The sequence below is a fragment of the Streptomyces sp. NPDC101393 genome (assembly GCF_044767385.1).
GTDB lineage: Bacteria > Actinomycetota > Actinomycetes > Streptomycetales > Streptomycetaceae > Streptomyces.
Genome location: NZ_JBIWNU010000001.1, coordinates 1,095,607 through 1,111,317, shown reverse-complemented (window position 1 = coordinate 1,111,317; position 15,711 = coordinate 1,095,607). Strand labels below are relative to the sequence as shown.

Annotated in this window: 12 protein-coding genes; 10 read left to right on the top strand and 2 right to left on the bottom strand. The window is 73.1% G+C overall.

Annotation, left to right across the window (positions count from 1 at the left end):
- The first annotated feature begins 151 nt into the window (after positions 1 to 151).
- The 7 genes from ACIRQ7_RS04725 (at position 152) to ACIRQ7_RS04695 (ending at position 9,076) form a co-directional block, all read left to right on the top strand.
- Entirely contained in the window at positions 152 to 973 is an 822-nt protein-coding gene (locus ACIRQ7_RS04725) for a TIGR03084 family metal-binding protein (RefSeq protein ID WP_404259822.1), read from the top strand.
- Positions 970 to 2,679: an acyclic terpene utilization AtuA family protein gene (locus tag ACIRQ7_RS04720; protein ID WP_404259820.1), complete on the top strand. Its 1,710-nt coding sequence runs from the start codon at positions 970 to 972 to the stop codon at positions 2,677 to 2,679. Before ACIRQ7_RS04725 ends, ACIRQ7_RS04720 begins: the two co-directional genes overlap by 4 nt.
- Positions 2,676 to 4,274, top strand: coding sequence for an acyl-CoA carboxylase subunit beta (locus ACIRQ7_RS04715; RefSeq protein ID WP_404259819.1), 1,599 nt, complete (start codon positions 2,676 to 2,678; stop codon positions 4,272 to 4,274). The genes ACIRQ7_RS04720 and ACIRQ7_RS04715 overlap by 4 nt, the downstream gene beginning before the upstream one ends.
- Positions 4,275 to 4,281: 7 nt before the next feature.
- Entirely contained in the window at positions 4,282 to 6,243 is a 1,962-nt protein-coding gene (locus ACIRQ7_RS04710) for an acetyl/propionyl/methylcrotonyl-CoA carboxylase subunit alpha (protein WP_404259818.1), read from the top strand.
- A 66-nt stretch (positions 6,244 to 6,309) separates the two neighbouring features.
- The gene (locus ACIRQ7_RS04705; protein WP_404260118.1) at positions 6,310 to 7,473 is read left to right on the top strand and encodes an acyl-CoA dehydrogenase family protein; all 1,164 of its coding nucleotides are present in this window, start codon (positions 6,310 to 6,312) and stop codon (positions 7,471 to 7,473) included.
- A gap of 173 nt (positions 7,474 to 7,646) precedes the next feature.
- Entirely contained in the window at positions 7,647 to 8,459 is an 813-nt protein-coding gene (locus tag ACIRQ7_RS04700; protein WP_404259816.1) for an enoyl-CoA hydratase family protein, read from the top strand.
- Positions 8,447 to 9,076 (top strand): TetR/AcrR family transcriptional regulator, encoded by a 630-nt coding sequence (locus tag ACIRQ7_RS04695; protein WP_404259815.1) that lies wholly within the window; start codon positions 8,447 to 8,449, stop codon positions 9,074 to 9,076. The genes ACIRQ7_RS04700 and ACIRQ7_RS04695 overlap by 13 nt, the downstream gene beginning before the upstream one ends.
- A gap of 137 nt (positions 9,077 to 9,213) precedes the next feature.
- On the opposite strand, the gene ACIRQ7_RS04690 is transcribed toward ACIRQ7_RS04695, so the two are convergent.
- Entirely contained in the window at positions 9,214 to 10,314 is a 1,101-nt protein-coding gene (locus ACIRQ7_RS04690; protein ID WP_401461750.1) for a citrate synthase 2, read from the bottom strand.
- Between the two features lie 431 nt (positions 10,315 to 10,745).
- On the opposite strand from ACIRQ7_RS04690, the gene pdxH reads away from it, so the two are divergent.
- Positions 10,746 to 11,465: a pyridoxamine 5'-phosphate oxidase gene (pdxH, locus tag ACIRQ7_RS04685; protein ID WP_404259813.1), complete on the top strand. Its 720-nt coding sequence runs from the start codon at positions 10,746 to 10,748 to the stop codon at positions 11,463 to 11,465.
- 648 nt (positions 11,466 to 12,113) lie between these two features.
- Entirely contained in the window at positions 12,114 to 13,472 is a 1,359-nt protein-coding gene (locus ACIRQ7_RS04680) for a PAS domain-containing protein (RefSeq protein WP_404260117.1), read from the top strand.
- Positions 13,473 to 13,507: 35 nt separating this feature from the next.
- On the opposite strand, the gene ACIRQ7_RS04675 is transcribed toward ACIRQ7_RS04680, so the two are convergent.
- Positions 13,508 to 14,293, bottom strand: coding sequence for an SIS domain-containing protein (locus ACIRQ7_RS04675; RefSeq protein ID WP_404259811.1), 786 nt, complete (start codon positions 14,291 to 14,293; stop codon positions 13,508 to 13,510).
- A gap of 416 nt (positions 14,294 to 14,709) precedes the next feature.
- Between ACIRQ7_RS04675 and ACIRQ7_RS04670 the strand changes: the two genes are divergently transcribed.
- Positions 14,710 to 15,402, top strand: coding sequence for a metal-dependent transcriptional regulator (locus tag ACIRQ7_RS04670; RefSeq protein WP_401461759.1), 693 nt, complete (start codon positions 14,710 to 14,712; stop codon positions 15,400 to 15,402).
- The last annotated feature ends 309 nt before the right edge of the window (positions 15,403 to 15,711 follow it).

The window sequence follows — 15,711 nt, the reverse complement described above, 5'->3', positions numbered from 1 at the left end:
GGCGTGCTTGATTGTTTCTGTCGGCGCTGCCAGGCTCGGGGCGCACCCGCACCACACCGCACCCGTACGGTCACCGCCCCGCGCGGTGGCCGTCGACGCATGCCAACGTGCCCTGCCCCAGCGGCAGTCGGTCCGATGAGGGGAGTGTCGCGTGTCCGATCCCGGCGCCGTACTGGCGGATCTCAGGGACGAGAGCGAGGAGCTGGACGCCCTGGTCGGTGGGCTCCCGGACGAGCGGTGGGCCGATCCGACGCCCGCCGACGGATGGACCGTCGCCCACCAGATCGCGCATCTGGCCTGGACCGACCGGCAGGCGCTGCTCTCGGCCACCGACCCGGACGGCTTCGTGCGCGCGGCGCAGGACGCCCTCGCCTCGCCGTTGACCTTTGTCGACGAGGGGGCCGAGGCCGGCGCCCAGGCGGCGCCCGCCGAACTCCTGGCGGGCTGGCGGGCGGGCCGCCAGGCGCTGTTCCTGGTGCTCGCCGCCCGGCCGGCCGGGGAGAAGCTGCCGTGGTTCGGTCCGCCGATGAGTGTCGCGTCGATGGCGACCGGGCGGCTGATGGAGACCTGGGCGCACGGGCAGGACGTCGCCGATGCGCTGGGGGTGACGCGGGAGCCCACCGCCCGGCTGCGGCACATCGCCCGGATCGGCGTGCGGGCCCGTGACTTCTCCTACGCGGCACATCACCTCACTTCCCCGGAAGCCGAGTTCCGGGTGGAACTGCGCGCTCCGGACGGCACGGAATGGGTGTACGGGCCGGCGGACGCGCCCCAGCGGGTCACCGGCGAAGCGCGGGAATTCTGTCTGCTGGTGACGCAGCGGGCGCACCGCGACGATCTGCCGTCCGTGCGCGCCGAAGGGGCCGAGGCGGAGCGCTGGCTGGGGATCGCGCAGGCGTTCGCCGGCCCGCCGGGGAAGGGGCGGGAGCCGGGCGGCGCGGGTGCCGGGCGGGTCGCCGGCGGCGGCGCGTGAGTGCCGCGCGGCCGGACGTGCTGCGCATCGGCAACGCCTCCGGCTTCTACGGCGACCGCTTCGACGCGCTGCGCGAGATGCTCACCGGCGGCCCGCTGGACGTGCTGACCGGCGACTATCTCGCCGAGCTGACCATGCTGATCCTGGGCCGGGACCGGCTGAAGGACCCCGGGCGCGGCTATGCCAGGACCTTTCTGCGCCAACTGGAGGAGGGCCTGGGGGAGGCCGCGGAGCGCGGGGTGCGGATCGTCACCAACGCGGGCGGACTCAACCCGGCCGGACTCGCCGACGCCATCAGGGAGTTGGCCGACAAGGTCGGGGTCCCGGTGCGGGTGGCGCACGTGACCGGTGACGATCTGCTGGCGCGCGGCGGGTGGGGCGACGGAGTGCTGACCGCCAACGCCTACCTGGGCGGCGGCGGGATCGCTGCGTGCCTACGGGCCGGCGCGGAGGTGGTGGTGACCGGACGGGTCACCGACGCGGCGCTGGTCAGCGGGGTCGCGGCGGCCCACTTCGGCTGGCGGCCGGACGATCTGGACCGGCTCGCCGGCGCGGTCGTCGCCGGGCATGTCCTGGAGTGCGGCACCCAGGCCACCGGCGGCAACTACAGCTTCTTCGGGGCGCACGACACCCTGCGCCCCGGCTTCCCGCTCGCCGAGATCGCCGCCGACGGCAGCTCGGTGATCACCAAACACCCGGGCACCGGCGGCGCGGTCACGGTCGGCACGGTCACCGCCCAGCTGCTGTACGAGACGTCCGGCGCGCGGTACGCCGGACCGGAGGTGACGGCACGGCTCGACAGTGTGCGCCTGGCGGAGGAGGGGCCGGACCGGGTCCGTATCGCGCCGGTGCGCGGCGAGGCGCCGCCGCCGACGCTCAAGACCGGGCTGACCCGGCTGGGCGGCTGGCGCAACGAGGTCACGTTCGTGCTCACCGGCCTGGACGTGGACCTCAAGGCCGAGCTGGTCAGGGACCAGATGGAGGCCGCCTTCGAGGCCGCCGGGTGCCGCCCGGCCGAGGTGCGGTGGACGCTGGCTCGCACCGACCGGGACGACGCCGACGTCCAGGAGGAGGCGAGCGCGCTGCTGCGGCTGGTGGTGCGGGACGCCGACCAGGACGTGGTGGGGCGGACGGTCAGCGGCGCCGCGGTCGAGCTGGCGCTGGCCAGCTACCCCGGCTTCCATGTCACCGCGCCGCCGGGGAAGGGCGCCCCGTACGGCGTCTTCGAGGCGGTGGCGGTGGACGCGGCCGAGGTGCCGCATCGGGCCGTACTGCCGGATGGCACCCTGGTGGACATCCAACCAGCCGTAGAGACCCGGGAGTTGGAGCGCCTCGCCGACCCCGCGCTCCCCGAGCCGCTCGATGTCACGCTGCCCACCCGCAGCGCTCCGCTCGGCCTGGTCGTGGGCGCCCGCAGCGGCGACAAGGGCGGCGCGGCGAACGTCGGGGTGTGGGCCCGTACGGACGAGGCCTGGCGCTGGCTGGCCCATGCGCTGACCGTCGACCGGTTCCGTGAACTGCTGCCGGAAGTGGCGGAGTTGGACGTCGACCGCCATCTCCTGCCGCATCTGCGGGCGCTGAACTTCGTCGTCGACGGACTGCTGGGCGAGGGTGTCGCGGCGCAGGCCCGGTTCGATCCGCAGGCCAAGGCCGTGGGGGAGTGGCTGCGTTCGCGCCATATGGACATACCGGAGGTCTTGTTGTGACCACGCTCAACACCGGGCTCGATCCGTCGGGCGCCGAATACGCGGAGCGCCGTACGGCGATGCTCGCGAAGCTGGCGGAGATCGACGCCGAACACGGCAGGGCGGTCGCGGGCGGTGGTGAGAAGTACCTCGCCCGGCACCGGGGGCGCGGCAAGCTGCCGGCCCGCGAGCGGATCGAACTGCTGCTGGACCCCGACACCCCCTTCCTGGAGCTGTCGCCGCTGGCCGCCTGGGGCAGCGACTACACCGTGGGCGCCTCGCTGGTCACCGGCATCGGCGTCATCGAGGGCGTGGAATGCCTGGTCACCGCCAACGATCCGACGGTGCGCGGCGGGGCGAGCAATCCCTGGACGCTGAAGAAGGCGCTGCGCGCCAACGAGATCGCCTGCGCCAACCGGCTGCCCGTCGTCTCGCTCGTTGAGTCGGGCGGTGCGGATCTGCCCAGCCAGAAGGAGATCTTCATTCCGGGCGGGGCGCTGTTCAAGGACCTCACCCGGCTGTCCGCGGCCGGTATCCCGACCGTCGCCGTGGTCTTCGGCAACTCCACCGCGGGCGGTGCGTACGTCCCCGGCATGTCCGACCACGTGATCATGGTCAAGGAGCGGGCCAAGGTCTTCCTCGGCGGGCCGCCGCTGGTGAAGATGGCCACCGGCGAAGAGAGCGACGACGAATCGCTGGGCGGCGCCGAGATGCACGCCCGTACGTCAGGTCTCGCCGACTACTTCGCGCTCGACGAACCGGACGCGCTGCGCCAGGCCCGCCGGGTCGTCGCCCGCCTCAACTGGCGTAAGGCGCACGCCGATCCTCAGCTCGCCGAGCCGCCCAAGTACGACGAGGACGAGCTGCTGGGCATCGTCCCCGGTGACCTCAAGGCGCCGTTCGATCCGCGCGAGGTCATCGCCCGGATCGTCGACGGCTCGGACTTCGACGAGTTCAAGCCGCTCTACGGCCCCAGCCTGGCGACCGGCTGGGCGGAGCTGCACGGCTATCCGGTCGGCATCCTCGCCAACGCGCAGGGCGTGCTCTTCAGCGCCGAGTCCCAAAAGGCCGCCCAGTTCATCCAGTTGGCGAACCAGCGGGACATCCCGCTGCTGTTCCTGCACAACACCACCGGCTACATGGTCGGCAAGGAGTACGAGCAGGGCGGCATCATCAAGCACGGCGCGATGATGATCAACGCGGTCTCGAATTCGAAGGTGCCGCATCTGAGCGTCCTGATGGGCGCCTCGTACGGCGCCGGGCACTACGGCATGTGCGGGCGCGCCTACGACCCGCGGTTCCTGTTCTCCTGGCCCAGCGCCAAGTCCGCCGTCATGGGCCCGCAGCAGCTCGCCGGTGTGCTGTCCATCGTGGCCCGCGCCTCGGCCGCGGCGAAGGGACAGCCCTACGACGACGAGGCGGACGCCGGGCTGCGCGCCATGGTCGAGCAGCAGATCGAGTCCGAGTCGCTGCCGATGTTCCTCTCCGGCCGGCTCTACGACGACGGCGTCATCGACCCCCGCGACACCCGCACCGTGCTCGGCCTGTGCCTGTCCGCCGTGCACACCGCCCCGGTCGAGGGCGCCCGCGGCGGCTTCGGCGTCTTCCGGATGTGAGGCAGGAATGATCCCCTCGGTACCCCCCGTCGTGCTCTCCTCGGTGCTGGTCGCCAACCGCGGCGAAATCGCCCGCCGGGTCTTTCGCACCTGCCGTGAGCTGGGCATGTCCACCGTCGCCGTGCACTCCGACGCCGACGCGGACGCACCGCACGCCCGCGAGGCGGACGCCGCCGTCCGGCTCCCGGGCGACGCCCCCGCCGACACCTATCTGCGGGGCGACCTGATCGTGAAGGCCGCCCTCGACGCCGGTGCGGACGCCGTCCACCCCGGCTACGGCTTCCTCTCCGAGAACGCCGGCTTCGCGGCCGCGGTCGCCGACGCCGGGCTGGTCTGGATCGGCCCGCCGCCCGCCGCCATCGAGGCGATGGCGTCCAAGACCCGGGCCAAAGAACTGATGGCGGACGCCGGCGTGCCGCTGCTGGCACCCGTCGACCCGGCGGCGGCCACCGAGGCCGATCTGCCGCTGCTGGTCAAGGCGGCGGCCGGCGGCGGCGGCCGCGGTATGCGGAGAGTGGATCAACTCGCTGACCTTGAGGCTGAGTTGACGGCCGCACGGGCCGAGGCCGCGGCGGCGTTCGGGGACGGTGAGGTCTTCGTCGAGCCGTATGTCGTCGACGGGCGGCACGTCGAGGTGCAGATCCTCGCCGACGCGCACGGCACCGTCTGGGCGCTGGGCACCCGCGACTGCTCCCTCCAGCGCCGTCACCAGAAGGTCATCGAGGAGGCCCCGGCCCCCGCCCTGCCCGACGCGCTGCGCGCCACCCTGCACGACGCCGCGGTCCAGGCGGCCCGCGCCATCGGCTACCGGGGTGCGGGCACCGTCGAATTCCTGGTCTCCGCCGACGGCCGGGCCTACTTCCTGGAGATGAACACCCGCCTCCAGGTGGAACACCCGGTCACCGAAGCCGTCCACCAACTCGACCTGGTCGCCCTCCAGTTGCGGATCGCCGAGGGCGAGGAGCTGGATCCCGCGGGGCCGCCGGAGCCGAGCGGGCACGCCGTCGAGGCGCGGCTGTACGCCGAGGACCCGGCGGCCGGCTGGCAGCCGCAGACCGGCACCCTGCACCTGCTGGACGTCCCCGGCGGCGTCCGGCTCGACTCCGGGGTCACCGACGGCGACACCATCGGCATGCACTACGACCCGATGCTCGCCAAGGTCATCGCCTGGGCCCCGACCCGCGCCGAGGCCGTCCGCCGGCTCGCCCATGCCCTGGAGCGGGCCCGTATCCACGGCCCGGTGACCAACCGCGACCTGCTGGTCCGCTCCCTGCGGCACCCGGAATTCGCCACCCCCGCCCGCCTCGACACCGGCTTCTACGGCCGCAACCTCACCGAACTCACCACCCGGGATGCCACCCGGGCGGCCCACGAGGGCCTCTCGGCGCTGGCCGCCGCGCTCACCGCCGCGCACGGCCGCTCCCGCTTCGGCGGCTACCGCAACGTCGTCTCCCAGCCGCAGGTCAGGGCGTACGAGGCCGCGGGAGCCCGTACGGGCGGCGAGGGCGAGGGGGGCGGCGTCCATGAGATCCGCTACCGGCTGGACCGGGACGGGCTGCGGGCCGAGGACTTCCCCGGCGTCCGGCTGCTCGCCCTCGCCCCGGACCGCGCTGTTCTCGAAGTGGCCGGACTGCGACGGGAGTTCACCGTCGCCCGCTACCGCGACCGGGTGTACGTCGACTCTCCGCTCGGCGCCCACGCCTTCACCGCGCTGCCCCGCTTCCCCGACCCCGCCGACCGTACGGAACCGGGCTCGCTGCTCGCGCCCATGCCCGGCACGGTCGTCCGCATCGCGCCGGGGCTCACCGAGGGCGACCGGGTCGAGGCCGGCCAGCCGCTGCTGTGGCTGGAGGCCATGAAGATGGAACACCGGATCACCGCACCGGCGGCCGGCACCCTCACCTCGCTGCCGGTCCGTACGGGCAAGCAGGTCGAGGTGGGCACCCTGCTCGCCGTCGTTACGGACTGACCGCCGACGTCCCGCTCTCCCCTGCACCTCATCCACCGCACACAAGGAGCCGTCATGAGCAGTGCCATGAGCAACCCTGTGATCGAGAACGAGGAACACCGCGCCCTGCGGGACGCCGTCGCCGCACTCGGCAAGCGCTACGGCCGCGCGTACTTCGCCCAGGTCGTCGCCGAGGGCAAGCACACCGACAAGCTGTGGGCGGAGGCGGCCGAGCTCGGCTACCTCGGGGTGAACCTCCCCGAGGAATACGGCGGCGGAGGCGGCGGCATAGCCGAACTCTCCATCGTTCTGGAGGAGTTGGGGGCGGCCGGGTGCCCGCTGCTGATGCTGGTCGTCTCCCCGGCGATCTGCGGCACGGTCATCGCCCGCTTCGGCACCGAGGAGCAGAAGCGCACCTGGCTGCCGGGGCTCGCCGACGGCAGCCGCAAGATGGCCTTCGGCATCACCGAACCGGACGCCGGATCCAACTCGCACCGCATCACGACCACCGCCCGCCGCGACGGCGACGACTGGGTGCTCAACGGCCGCAAGGTCTTCATCTCCGGCGTGGACATCGCCGACGCGACCCTGATCGTCGGACGCACCGAGGACTCCCGGACCGGCCGCCTCAAGCCCTGCCTGTTCATCGTGGAGCGCGACACCCCCGGCTTCGGCCGCACGCCGATCTCCATGGAACTGGCCGCCCCGGAAAAGCAGTTCGAGCTGACCCTGGATGACGTACGGCTGCCCGCCGGGGCCCTCGTCGGCGACGAGGACGCCGGACTGCTGCAACTCTTCGCGGGCCTGAACCCCGAGCGGATCATGACCGCCGCCTTCGCGCTCGGCATGGGCCGCTACGCGATGGACCGGGCCGTCGACTACGCCCGCACCCGCCAGGTCTGGAAGGACCCGATCGGCGCCCACCAGGCGGTCGCGCACCCCCTCGCACAGGCCCATATCGAGCTGGAACTCGCCCGGTTGATGATGCAGAAAGCGGCACATCTCTACGACGCCGGCGACGACATGGGCGCGGGCGAGGCCGCCAACATGGCGAAATACGCGGCGGCCGAGGCGGCGGTGCACGCCGTCGACCAGGCCGTGCACACCCTCGGCGGTAACGGCCTGACCCAGGAGTACGGCCTCGCGTCGATGATCACCGCGGCCCGGGTCGCCCGGATCGCACCGGTCAGCCGCGAGATGATCCTGAACTTCGTCTCCCACCAGTCGCTGGGGCTGCCCAAGTCCTACTGAGAGGCCCTGGGGGCCGCGCCGCGCGGAACGGACGGCATCGCGTACGTTGCCGGTCAGGTCGCCCGCAGAGGAAGAGGCGCGGTACGCGTGCGTTCCCGGACAGCGTGCCGCGCGCCACGACCGGCAGGAACATGCGGCGCACCGCGCGCCGGCGAAAGGAGCTCGACGGCCTGATGACCGACGCGACGAACGACAACGGGCACCGGGACGAGGCCGGGGACGGCGGGAGGGAGCCGTTGGTGCGCATCGCGCACGACCACGGCATCACCACCCTCACCCTGGACTCCCCGCACAACCGCAACGCGCTCTCCACCCGGCTGGTCGCCGAACTGCACACCGCGCTGGCGCAGGCGGCCGCCTCGGCCACCACCCGGGCGGTCCTCCTGAGCCACACCGGCACCACCTTCTGCGCGGGCGCCGACCTCTCCGAGGCCACCGCCACCGACGACCCCACGGCCGGCCCCCTCGGCCTCGCCCGGCTGCTGCGCACGATCGTGGAGCTGCCCAAACCGGTCGTCGCCCGCGTCACCGGCCACGTACGGGCCGGGGGACTGGGGCTGCTCGGCGCCTGCGACATCTCCGCGGCCGGACCGGACGCCACGTTCGCCCTCACCGAGGCCCGCCTCGGCCTCGCCCCCGCCGTCATCTCGCTGCCGCTGCTGCCGCGGCTCGACCCCCGCGCGGCCGGCCGCTACTACCTGACCGGCGAGAAGTTCGACGCGGCCGAGGCGGCCCGGATCGGGCTGGTGACGATGGCCGCCGAGGACGTCGACGCCGGGCTCGCCCCCGTCCTCGACGGACTGCGCAGGGGCTCCCCGCAGGGCCTGGCCGAGTCCAAGGCCCTGGTCACCGCCGAGGTGCTGCGTACCTTCGACCGGGACACCGGCGCACTCGCCGAGCAGTCCGCGCGGCTCTTCGGTTCGGCCGAGGCCCGCGAGGGCATGACGGCCTTCCTGGAACGGCGGGCCCCGGTATGGGCGCGCTGACCCCGGCCCACGGCCCCAAGAAGCCGCAGCAGGAACGCAGCCGCGCCACCCGCCTCAAGCTGCTGGAGGCCGCCATCTCCTGCCTGGCCGAACGCGGCTGGAGCGGCAGCACCGTCTCGGTGGTGGCCGAACGGGCCGGTGTCTCCCGGGGCGCCGCCCAGCATCACTTCCGTACGCGCGAGGACCTCTTCACCGCCGCCGTCGAGCATGTCGCCGAGAAGCGGCAGGGCGCGGTGCAGGCGGTGGCGCACAACCTGCCGCCGGCCGGGTCCATCGCCCGGACCGTGATCATCGTCGAGGAGCTCGTCGGCCTCTACACGGGCCCGTTGTTCCGCGCCGCGCTCCACCTGTGGGTCGCCGCCTCCGACGAGGCCCAGCTGCGCGAGCGCGTCACGGCCCTGGAGGCCCGGGTCGGCCGCGAGGCACACCGCACCGCGGTCGCGCTGCTGGAGGCCGACGAGAAGGTGCCCGGCGTCCGCGAGACCGTCCAGGGCCTGCTGGACATGGCCCGCGGCCTGGGCCTGGCCAACCTGCTGACGGACGACGGGGCACGCCGCGACCGGGTCGTCGCACAGTGGGCGAAGATCATCGACGATGTGCTGAACCCGGTCGGGTAGCGGCCCCTCCGCATCCGCCGGCCCGTGCCGGCACCGCCCCGCACGGCGCGGTACGCCGCGGCGGCAAGCTCACAAGCCCCTTGGCGGAGCATCGGCTCGCCGCCGGACGCGTACGGGACCGCGGGAGGGAAGGCCGCTCAGCGCGCGATGTCGTCGAAACCGGAGATCTCCCGCGGGCCGCGGGACGCCGGGCCGACATAGCGCGCGGACGGGCGCACCAGCCGGCCCGTCCGCTTCTGCTCCAGGATGTGCGCGCTCCAGCCGGCCGTCCGGGCGCAGGTGAACATCGACGTGAACATGTGCGACGGCACCTCGGCGAAGTCCAGGACGATCGCCGCCCAGAACTCGACGTTGGTGGCCAGCACCCGGTCGGGCCGGCGGCTGTGCAGCTCGTCCAGCGCGGCCTTCTCCAGCGCCTCGGCGACCTCGAAGCGCGGGGCGCCCAGCTCCTTGGCGGTACGCCGCAGCACCCGCGCCCGCGGGTCCTCGGCGCGGTAGACGCGGTGCCCGAAGCCCATCAGCCGCTCGCCCTTGTCCAGCGCCTGCCGGACGTAGGCCGCGGCGTCACCGGTCCGCTCGATCTCCTCGATCATGCCGAGGACGCGGGACGGTGCGCCGCCGTGCAGCGGTCCGGACATCGCGCCGACCGCACCGGACAGCGCGGCCGCGACATCGGCGCCGGTGGACGCGATGACCCGGGCGGTGAAGGTGGAGGCGTTCATGCCGTGCTCGGCGGCCGAGGTCCAGTAGGCGTCCACCGCCGCCACGTGCTTGGGGTCCGGCTCACCGCGCCAGCGCTTCATGAAGCGCTCGACGACCGTGTCGGCCTTGTCGATCTCCCGCTGCGGCACCATCGGCAGGCCCTGCCCGCGCGCCGACTGCGCGACGTACGACAGCGCCATGACAGCGGCGCGGGCGAGGTTGTCGCGGGCCGTCTTCTCGTCGATGTCCAGCAGCGGCTTCAGGCCCCATACGGGCGCCAGCATGGCGAGCGCCGACTGGACGTCGACCCGGATGTCACCCGAATGCACCGGGATCGGGAACGGCTCGGCGGGCGGCAGACCGGGATTGAACGCCCCGTCGACCAGCAGGCCCCAGACGTTCCCGAAGGACACGTGCCCGACGAGGTCTTCGATGTCGACCCCGCGATAGCGGAGCGCGCCGCCTTCCTTATCCGGTTCGGCGATCTCCGTCTCGAACGCGACGACTCCCTCGAGTCCGGGTACGAAGTCGGACATCAGGCGGCTCCTCAAGATGGGGGCGGCATGCGGCTGGTGACCGGATGCCGTGCGGTCGTGTCTGGTGGGGTGCCGGTGCGGTTACGCGGCTGCGCCGGGCAGCTCGCGGTCCGTACCGGTCACTCCGGTGATGCCCCGCCGGGGCATGGGTCACGCGACAGTTCCGCGCGCGGTGGGTCGGGCCGCGGGCGGGCACCGTGCGAAGCGTCGTACGTCATGCGGTGCGTCGTGCGTGGTACTTCGTGCGTCAGGCCGGACACGATAGCTTCCGATGTCCGGAGGCCACAGTGGGCCGGGCCTTGATTTTGGCGGGTTCGTCACCTGCGGGGAAGCGTGAGAACCGCAACACTGATCGATTCGCTGACGCGAGGGTTACGGCGGGTCGACGAGGGGCAGACTTTCACCCCTCCCGCCGGTCCGCGGCAGAACCGATGCTGCAAGATGAGCCCGTGCCCTCCGCCGACGCGCCCTTCGCCGAAACCCCCGACCCCTCGTCCATGCGTGCGCACTACCGCGCCGAGGGGCTCGCCGAGCCCGACCTCGCCGTCAGTCCCTACGACCAATTCGCGCGCTGGTTCAAGGAAGCGGCCGCCGCCGGCCTGCACGAGCCGAACGCGATGGTCGTCTCGACCGCGGACGCCGCCGGCCGGCCGAGTTCAAGGACCGTGCTGCTCAAGGCATTCGATGCCCGCGGCTTCGTGTTCTTCACCAACTACACCAGCCGCAAAGGCCGCGAACTGGCGGCGAACCCCTATGTCTCGCTGCTGTTCCCCTGGCACCCGCTGGCCCGCCAGGTCATCGTGAGCGGTATCGCCGAACGCATCGGCAGGGACGAGACCGCCGCCTACTTCCGCACCCGCCCGCACGGCTCCCAACTGGGCGCCTGGGCCAGCGACCAGTCCTCGACGGTCGCCTCGCGCGCGGAACTGGAGCGGGCCTACGACGAATTGGCGGCCCGCTACCCGGAGGGCGAGCAGGTGCCCGCGCCGCCGCACTGGGGCGGCTACCGGGTCCCCGCCGAGGCGGTGGAGTTCTGGCAGGGCCGGCACAACCGGCTGCACGACCGGCTGCGGTACGTGCGCGAGACGGACGGCGCGCGCGCCGCGGGCGGCCCGGCGGCCACCTGGCGCGTCGAGCGACTGGCGCCCTGAGCGCCGTGCGGGCGGTACCGGCGTACGGCCGGTGCCGGCCGCATACGCCCGTGCCGACTGCGTACGGCCACTGCCGACCGCGTACGGAAACGCAGACGACCCGCGGGCTGCTTCCTCCGCGCTCGGTGGCGCGAAGGGCCGGTCGGACGAACCGGCAGCCCGCGGGTCGGGTGACTGCTTGGGATTGGCCGGCTGCGCATCTGCAGTATGCGCTGGTCCGGCGCTGCACTTCGGTGGAGCGACGGGCCGCTAGCCCGCAGCCACCTCACGCGTCCGGTGCGAAATCATTGGCCGAACCACCTCCCTTCTCGTGTGCTCCACACCTTAGGAAGCGGTCCGGACCCTCACAACCGATTTTTCCGGGAGCAACGATTTCCGCGAATCGGATGTGTGCTGGGTCACGTTCCAGTTGAATGATCCGAGGTGCAGCACGTGCGACCGCGTTCGTAAGGGGTGCCAGTGACTGCTTCTTCTTCAGCTTCGTCCGCCTCATCGGCTTCGGCTGCCTCATCGGCGTCCGCGGCCTCGTCGTCGGACCGCCGCGCCGGGGTGCCGGGTCCGGCCCAGCCGGCCCGCGGTCCGGACGGCGACCGCGACCGCCCGCCGGACAACGACGACTCCGGCCTGCTGGCCGCGCTCCTGGACGGGATGGACGCCGCCCTGGTCGCCTTCGCGGCCGACGGCGCGGTCACCCACTGGAACCACGAAGCGAGCCGCATCCTGGGCTGGACCGCCGCCGAGGCCGTCGGCCGTACGGGCCTGGCCGGATGGGCCGTCCGCAAGGAGGACGCCGACGAGGTCGACGCGGCCCTGTCCGCCGCGATGCGCTCCCCGGGCCGCCAGGTGCACGAATTCGCCCTGCTCACCAAGGACGGCCACCGCGTCCTCGTCCGCACCCAGTCCTCCGCCGTGCGCGGCCCGGACGGCAGGGTCGCCGGGGTGTACTGCGCCTTCAGCGAGGTGCACGCACAGATCGACCTGGAACGCTCCATCGCGCTCAGCGAGGCACTCTTCGAGGACGCGTCCTGGGGCGTGGTGCTGGTCGACGCCGACCTCCGGCCCGCCGTCGTCAACGCCCATGCCGCCCGCACCTTCGGAGCGGGGCGTACGGCCCTGCTGGGGCGCCCGCTGGGCGACCTCCTGGCGCAGGGCGCGGAGGAGCTGGAGAGCGCGCTGCAGCACGTCCTGGCCGAGGGCGCGCCGCCTGTCGCCGCCGAGCTGTGGGTGACGCTGCGCGCCGAGGGGGCCGAACTCCCGCGCCGGTGCTGGCGCAGCGGCTTCGTCCGGCTGGCCTCGCCGCTGGCCGAGGAGCCGGTGCCGCTGGGCGTGGCCTGGCTCTTCCAGGACGTGACGGAGGCCAAACGCGCCGAACAGGACAGCTCCCTGCTGCGCTTTCGGGCCCGTCAGCTGCACCGTGCGGGCCGCGCCGCCGCCGAGTGCCCCAGACCGTCCGACGCCGCCGCCGTCCACCTCGACTTCGCGTTGGCGGGCTTCGCCGACCACGGCCTGGTCGACCTGGCCGCGGCGCCCCCGCCCGTGCCGTACGGCGCGGTGGACGAGGCGGTGGACGACGCGGCGGGGGAAGGCGGGGACACCGGCGGCGCCGGCCGGGCGGTGCGGCGCCCGAGCGCGCCGCGTCTGGTGCGGGCGCTGGCCTCACCGGCGGGTTCGCCCGGCCCCTCCGAGGCGTCGCCGGCGACCGGCATCCCGGTCGCCTACGCCCCGGGCCACCCGGCGGCGCAGGCCTACGAGCGGCGCGGATCGGTGCGTACGAGTGCGGGGCCCGCCTCGGCCGACGGCTGGGCGGCGGCCCGCAAATGGCCGGACGGCACGGTCCACGGCCTGTGTGTGGTGCTGCGCAGCCGCGGCCGCACGCTCGGCGTCGCGACGTTCCTGCGGACGCCCTCGCGCCGCCCCTTCGACCGCGCGGACGCCGATTACGCCGAGGAGGTCGCGGCGCGGATCGCGGCGGCCCTGGACCTCGCGGACAGCACGGCGCACCGTTGACCGCCCGGGGCCCCGGGCCCCGGGCCGCCGCCCCGTCAGTGCCGGTAGAAGATCCGGTCCGCGTACTCGCTCATGACCCGGCCGTTCCATTCGTGTCCGCCGTCGACGTTCCCCGAGCGCAGCAGTGGCGGGTCGATGCCCCGCTCCACCAGCGCGCCGGCCGCCGTCGCCACCACGGCCTGCATGATCGCGCTGGTGACGACCGTGGAGGCGGGGGCGAACGGCGCGTCGATGCCCGGCAGCGTCAGCTCCGCGTCACCGACCGGGATCCGGCTGTCCAGAACGAGGTCGCAGTGGTCCTTGAGGTAGGTCCCCGAGGAATGCCGGGACTTGGTCGCGTCCCCGTAGGCCACCGACGTCACGCCGATGACCCGGATGCCGAGCGCTCGTGCGTTCATCGCCATCTCCACGGGCAGCGAGTTGCGCCCGGAGAGCGAGATGATCACCAGCACATCGCCGGCCTGCAGCGGGCTGGTGTCCAGGACCGCCCCGGCGAGCCCGTCGACCCGCTCCAGCGCGCTCCCGAGCGTCGCCGGCCGTACGTCGACGCCCACGACACCGGGGACGGACAGCAGGTTCATGATCGCCAGGCCGCCCGCGCGGTAGACCGTGTCCTGGGCGGGGAGCGAGGAATGCCCGGCGCCGAAGGAGAAGACCCGGCCGCCCTCGGCGACGGTGGCGGCGATCAGTTCCCCGGCCGCGGTGATCCGGTCGCCCTCCTCGTCGCGCACCTGCCGCAGCAGGTCGATGGCGGCGTCGAAGAAACGTCCGGCCGGCCGGACGTCCCCGCCCCCGCCGTCGCTCCGGTCACTGTCAGCCATTGCCTCGGTCCCCTCTCGTCGAAGCGTCGCACCGTCTGCCGTCGCACCGTCCGCGGCCGCGCCCTCTGCCGTCACGGGGCGCTCGGGCTGCCGCCGCCCCGCCAGGAGTGCGCGCCCAGGAATGCGGGCGCGCCGGACGGTGTTGCATGCTGCGAACCCTGCGGACTCAGCGCATGCGGCGGGAAGGCCGCCGATCTCGCCGGTCCCGCGTTCCCGTGATCACGACGATGCCGTGGTCCCGCGATCCCGCCGGTTTTCACCGGGCGGACAGTCGTGGCGCGGATCACGTTGCGGTCTGGACCAGTGCCCTGTCAATACGGGCGCGAGGTCCGGTGCGCGGACGAGGCGGCACCGTTGTCGGTGGGATGCGTCAGAATTGAGTCCAGGGCCACCGCACGACACATCGAGGGGCACGCATGTCCGGACTGATCGACACCACGGAGATGTATCTCCGCACCATCCTCGAACTCGAAGAGGAAGGTGTGGTCCCCATGCGCGCCCGGATCGCGGAGCGGCTCGAACAGAGCGGCCCGACGGTCAGCCAGACGGTGGCGCGCATGGAGCGAGACGGCCTGCTGACGGTCGCGGGTGACCGGCATCTGGAGCTGACGGAAGAGGGCCGGCGGCTCGCGACGCGGGTGATGCGCAAGCACCGCCTCGCCGAGTGTCTGCTCGTCGACGTCATCGGGCTGGAATGGGAGCAGGTGCACGCCGAGGCGTGCCGCTGGGAGCATGTGATGAGCGAGGCGGTCGAGCGCCGCGTCGTGGAGCTGCTGCGTCATCCGACCGAGTCGCCGTACGGCAACCCCATCCCGGGGCTGGAGGAGCTCGGCGAGAAGTCCGAGGTCGACCCGTTCCTGGACGCCGGGATGGTCAGCCTGATGGATCTGGACGCCGGATCCGACGGCAAGACGGTCGTGGTGCGCCGTATTGGCGAGCCGATCCAGGCGGACGCCCAGCTGATGTACACCCTGCGGCGGGCCGGTGTGCAGCCGGGCGCCGTGGTGAGCGTGACGGAGTCACCGGCCGGTGTGCTGGTCGGCAGCAGCGGTGAGGCGGCCGAACTGGACGCCGAGATCGCGTCGCACGTCTTCGTCGCCAAGCGCTGAGCCGGAACCCCCGCTCACGCTGACAGTCGGGCACGCCGCGTCCGCCCGCTCCGGCTGATCTCTTCACCTCCCTTCCTCGCCATTTCCCTCCCCTGAGCCCGCTGAGCTGCGCCGAAGCGCCGTTCAGTGGGCTCGTTGGCGCTGTGCCCGCTGAATGAACCTGTGCGAACCCGTGCGATTGCGCCGATGGCGTGCGACGCTGACGCTCACGCATGGACATATGGCGGCGCGAGGCGTGTCGCGCCGGGAACCCGGAGCCGGGTCGGGGCTGGCGGCTGCGCACGCACGAGGCAGGGGGACGTGCCCGTC

Coding starts and splice junctions, on each gene's coding strand:
- ACIRQ7_RS04710 (WP_404259818.1), top strand. CDS start 4,282: ATGATCCCCTCGGTACCCCCCGTCGTGCTCTCCTCGGTGCTGGTCGCC.
- ACIRQ7_RS04705 (WP_404260118.1), top strand. CDS start 6,310: ATGAGCAACCCTGTGATCGAGAACGAGGAACACCGCGCCCTGCGGGAC.
- ACIRQ7_RS04700 (WP_404259816.1), top strand. CDS start 7,647: ATGACCGACGCGACGAACGACAACGGGCACCGGGACGAGGCCGGGGAC.
- ACIRQ7_RS04695 (WP_404259815.1), top strand. CDS start 8,447: ATGGGCGCGCTGACCCCGGCCCACGGCCCCAAGAAGCCGCAGCAGGAA.
- ACIRQ7_RS04690 (WP_401461750.1), bottom strand. CDS start 10,314: ATGTCCGACTTCGTACCCGGACTCGAGGGAGTCGTCGCGTTCGAGACG.
- pdxH (WP_404259813.1), top strand. CDS start 10,746: ATGCTGCAAGATGAGCCCGTGCCCTCCGCCGACGCGCCCTTCGCCGAA.
- ACIRQ7_RS04680 (WP_404260117.1), top strand. CDS start 12,114: ATGGACGCCGCCCTGGTCGCCTTCGCGGCCGACGGCGCGGTCACCCAC.
- ACIRQ7_RS04675 (WP_404259811.1), bottom strand. CDS start 14,293: ATGGCTGACAGTGACCGGAGCGACGGCGGGGGCGGGGACGTCCGGCCG.
- ACIRQ7_RS04670 (WP_401461759.1), top strand. CDS start 14,710: ATGTCCGGACTGATCGACACCACGGAGATGTATCTCCGCACCATCCTC.